Origin of the sequence: Mesorhizobium sp. M7D.F.Ca.US.004.01.2.1 (assembly GCF_003997785.1) — a bacterium.
Taxonomy (GTDB): Bacteria; Pseudomonadota; Alphaproteobacteria; order Rhizobiales; family Rhizobiaceae; genus Mesorhizobium; species Mesorhizobium loti.
On the sequence record NZ_RZRQ01000443.1, the window covers coordinates 1 to 3,825 of the forward strand.

A 3,825-nucleotide genomic window follows, 5' to 3' on the forward strand; every position below is an offset into this window, starting at 1 on the left:
ATGCCTACCCGTCCATAACCATCGCTGTTGACAACAAGGATCTGCCGGCCGGCAAGTCCGTCGCTGCCACTTTCGGCGACGACAAGGGCCGCGTCACTGCCAAGCTCCATTCCGATGGCGCGGTCAACGGCCGGCTCAGCTGGACCGTGGACAATCAGGCCAAGACCAGCCTGGCGCTCTTGCGCGTCATGCGCCGGGCATCGGCGCTTGACGTCTCTTTCGGCGATGCGCCGGTTGGAAGCATATCCATGGACGGCTTCACCAAGGCCTATCGCAGTCTCGGCGCATCGTGCGGGTTTCCGACCGCCGACGTCGCCCCCTGAGGCGATCGAACAGATCTCACCACGAGGGGTCGTTTGATGGAGATCGTCTGGAATTGCCTGGTCGGCGGGCTGGTCACAGCTCTGATCGTATGGGCATCGAAGCGTGCCCGGCATACTGCCACTGGCGCCGACCTTTGCGGTCGGTGCCAAGGGCAATCCCGCCGGCTTTCGCGAGGCCTGCCTGGCCGGGGTGAAGACCATCCCAGCCTATCTCGCCTTCCTCGGAGCCTGTTGGCTTGGCGGTATCGCCGTATGGTTGGTTGGGGCTCTCGCAATTTTCGTTGCGCCTCGCTATCTCTGAGGGGCGAGGGGCTGTTGGCGATACTTTGCCATCGTTGCAAAAACCTCTAAGCCTTTCGCTTCACCAGATTCGCCAACCAAAGGCTTCTCCATGCGCTGTCCCTATTGCCAGTCAGAAGATACGCAGGTGAAGGATTCGCGCCCCGCCGAGGATGGCGCGGCGATCCGCAGGCGGCGCGTCTGCCCCGATTGCGGCGGCCGCTTCACCACTTTCGAGCGCGTGCAGTTGCGCGACCTCGTGGTGGTCAAGAAATCGGGCCGCAAAGTGCCGTTCGACCGCGACAAGCTGCTGCGCTCGGTGGAGATCGCCGTTCGCAAGCGCAATGTCGATCCCGAGCGCATCGATCGCGCGGTGACCGGCATCGTGCGCCAGCTCGAAAGTTCCGGCGAGACGGAGGTTGCTTCAGAAGAAGTCGGCCGGCTGGTCATGGAAGCGCTGAAATCGCTCGACGATGTCGCCTATGTGCGCTTCGCCTCGGTCTACCGCAATTTTCGCGAGGCCAAGGATTTCCATGAATTGCTGGGCGAGCTCAAGGGGGACGAAATCAAGGGTGAAGAGGAAGCCAGCTGAGCATGACTGCAAGCGAACAGGCCGCCCTTGATCGCCGCTTCATGGCGGCGGCACTCAGACTGTCGCGAAAAAATGCCGGGCGCACCGCGACCAACCCGTCTGTCGGCACGCTGATCGTGCGCGATGACGGCAACGGTCCGATGATCGTCGGCACCGGCGTCACCGCTGTCGGCGGTCGCCCGCATGCCGAGACCGAGGCCCTGTCCGAGGCCGGCGAGCTCGCGCGCGGCGCCACCGCTTACGTCACTCTCGAACCTTGCGCCCATCACGGCCGCACGCCGCCTTGCGCCAATGCGCTGGTCAATGCCGGCGTCGCGTGCGTCGTCGGTGCGGCCAGCGATCCCGATTCGCGCGTGTCCGGCAAGGGCTACGCGATCCTGCGTGCCGCCGGTGTCGAGGTGGTCGAGAAGGTGCTGGCGGCGGAAGCCGCCGAGCAGATGGCCGGCTATTTGATTCGATCGCTGAGAAAACGCCCCGAAGTGATTCTCAAGCTTGCGCTTTCCAGCGACGGCAAGATCGGCAGGGAAGGCGGTGGGCAGGTGTCGATCACCGGCGATATTGCGCGCCGCGAAGTGTATCTGATGCGGGCCGAGGCGGACGGCATACTGATTGGTATCGGCACGGCCCTTGAGGATGATCCGGCCCTGACGGTGCGCTTGCCGGGGCTGGAGAACCGTTCGCCGGCGCGCATCGTGCTCGACCGCCAGATCAGGTTGCCGGAGGCCTCGAAACTGGTTTCGGGCGTAGACCGGGTGCCACTCTATGTCGCCGCTTGCCTTGAGGCCGATCCGTTGCGGCGGGCAGCACTCGAACGCGCCGGTGTGCGCTTCATCGGCACTGAAACGCATGAGGGCGGCGTCGCGCTGCCGGAACTGCTCGAGGATCTGGCAGCGCTTGGCATGGCAAGCGTGCTGGTCGAGGGCGGCGCCAAGGTGGCGAGCGCTTTCCTGGCTGATGGGCTGGTCGACCGTATCGTGCTGTTCGAGGGGCCGGAGGCGATTGGCAATGGTGGCATTGCATCGCCGATCGACGCTGACCATATCCCGGCAGGATTTCGCAAATTGCGCGACATGCGCTTTGGCGAAGACAGCTACGCCGAGTGGATAAGAGACCTTTAGGATCAACACCGATGTTTACCGGAATTGTCACCGATGTCGGCACTGTCGCTTCCGTCAAGCCGCTCAGGGAAGGGGTGGGTTTGCGCATCGACACCGCCTATGACCCACAGACCATCGCCATCGGCGCCTCGATCTCCTGTGGCGGCGTTTGCCTGACAGTGACGGCCTTGCCCGACAACGGCTCGAATGCACGCTGGTTCGAGGTCGAGGCCTGGGAAGAGGCGCTCAGGCTGACGACGGCGATGGGCTGGAAGTCAGGCACGCGGATCAATCTGGAGCGGGCGCTGAAGATCGGCGACGAACTCGGCGGCCACATCGTTTCGGGTCATGTCGACGGTATGGCGGAGATCGTCGAGCGCAAGGATGAGGGCGACGCGGTGCGTTTTACTCTCGAAGCACCGCGCGAGCTGGCGAAGTTCATTGCGCCAAAAGGCTCGGTCGCACTCGACGGCACCTCGCTCACCGTCAACAAGGTCGAAGCCACGCGTTTCGACGTGCTGCTGATCCACCATTCGCTGACCGTGACCACCTGGGGCGAGCGCAAGGTCGGCGACCGCGTCAATCTCGAGATCGACACCATGGCCCGCTACGCGGCGCGTCTCGTGGAGGCAGAGAAAGAGGGGCTTTGATGGTCAAGAATAGACGGATCTCGGCTGAACAAGAAGAAGAACTCCGGCGCCTGACACTCGAAGCGCTGGCCGATGTGGACGCCGGTCGTGTGATCGATCATCAGACCGTACAGACCTGGGTTGATAACCTCGACAGCCATCTCAAAAACGAGGTTGGTGAACCTGAATAGGTTGGCAAACCGGGCGCGCGCAACATCTTCGCTTGCGGTCAACCCGGCTTCGGCCTAAGTCACCGGCGATCCCCGGAGACTTTTATGGCTGGCACATCCCAACACGGCAAAGCCTTCATTCGTCCGAAGACGAAGGCGCATCTGCTCATTGTCGAAGCGCGCTTTCACGACGACCTTGCCGACACGCTGCTCGAAGGCGCGACAAGCGCGCTCGATGAAGCGGGCGCGACTTACGACGTCGTCACCGTTCCAGGTTCGCTCGAGATTCCCGCGGTGATCACCTTTGCACTGGACGGCGCGACGGAAGGCGGGACAGACTATGACGGATTTGTCGCGCTCGGCACCATCATCCGCGGCGACACCTATCATTTCGACATTGTCGCCAATGAATCCAGCCGGGCGCTAATGGACCTGAGCGTGCAGGACTCGGTCTGCATCGGTAACGGCATCCTGACCACCGAGAATGACGCGCAGGCATGGACTCGCGCCAAGCGCTCGGAAGGCGACAAGGGCGGCTTTGCCGCGCGTGCGGCGCTGACCATGATCGCCCTCAAGGAACAACTGGGAGCGCGATCGTGAGCGAACCCGCTTCGCCCGGCCAGCCGGCAGTGCGCCACGCCAACAAGCGCGGCGCTGCCCGTCTGGCCGCCGTGCAGGCGCTCTACCAGATGGATGTCGCCGGCAGCGGCGTCTTCGAGATCACCGCCGAATACG

6 protein-coding genes and 2 pseudogenes are annotated in these 3,825 nt (G+C 63.4%); all 8 read left to right on the top strand.

Annotation, left to right across the window (positions count from 1 at the left end):
- Window positions 1-323: pseudogene (locus EN993_RS32545) on the top strand (hypothetical protein); the annotation flags it as partial.
- A gap of 103 nt (window positions 324-426) precedes the next feature.
- Window positions 427-624, top strand: a complete 198-nt coding sequence (locus tag EN993_RS32550; protein ID WP_245469032.1) for a hypothetical protein — start codon at window positions 427-429, stop codon at window positions 622-624.
- 90 nt (window positions 625-714) lie between these two features.
- The gene (gene nrdR / locus EN993_RS32555) at window positions 715-1,194 is read left to right on the top strand and encodes a transcriptional regulator NrdR (protein WP_127265870.1); all 480 of its coding nucleotides are present in this window, start codon (window positions 715-717) and stop codon (window positions 1,192-1,194) included.
- Window positions 1,195-1,196: 2 nt separating this feature from the next.
- On the top strand, window positions 1,197-2,312 hold the full coding sequence (gene ribD, locus EN993_RS32560; protein ID WP_127265872.1) for a bifunctional diaminohydroxyphosphoribosylaminopyrimidine deaminase/5-amino-6-(5-phosphoribosylamino)uracil reductase RibD: 1,116 nt from the start codon (window positions 1,197-1,199) through the stop codon (window positions 2,310-2,312).
- 11 nt (window positions 2,313-2,323) lie between these two features.
- On the top strand, window positions 2,324-2,941 hold the full coding sequence (locus EN993_RS32565; RefSeq protein ID WP_127265874.1) for a riboflavin synthase: 618 nt from the start codon (window positions 2,324-2,326) through the stop codon (window positions 2,939-2,941).
- A complete protein-coding gene (locus EN993_RS38490) occupies window positions 2,941-3,111 on the top strand; it encodes a hypothetical protein (protein ID WP_348629912.1) in 171 nt (56 codons plus the stop codon). The genes EN993_RS32565 and EN993_RS38490 overlap by 1 nt, the downstream gene beginning before the upstream one ends.
- A gap of 84 nt (window positions 3,112-3,195) precedes the next feature.
- Window positions 3,196-3,690, top strand: a complete 495-nt coding sequence (gene ribH / locus EN993_RS32575; protein WP_127265877.1) for a 6,7-dimethyl-8-ribityllumazine synthase — start codon at window positions 3,196-3,198, stop codon at window positions 3,688-3,690.
- Window positions 3,687-3,825, top strand: a pseudogene (locus EN993_RS38105) (N utilization substance protein B); the annotation flags it as partial. The gene ribH and the pseudogene EN993_RS38105, both read left to right, overlap by 4 nt.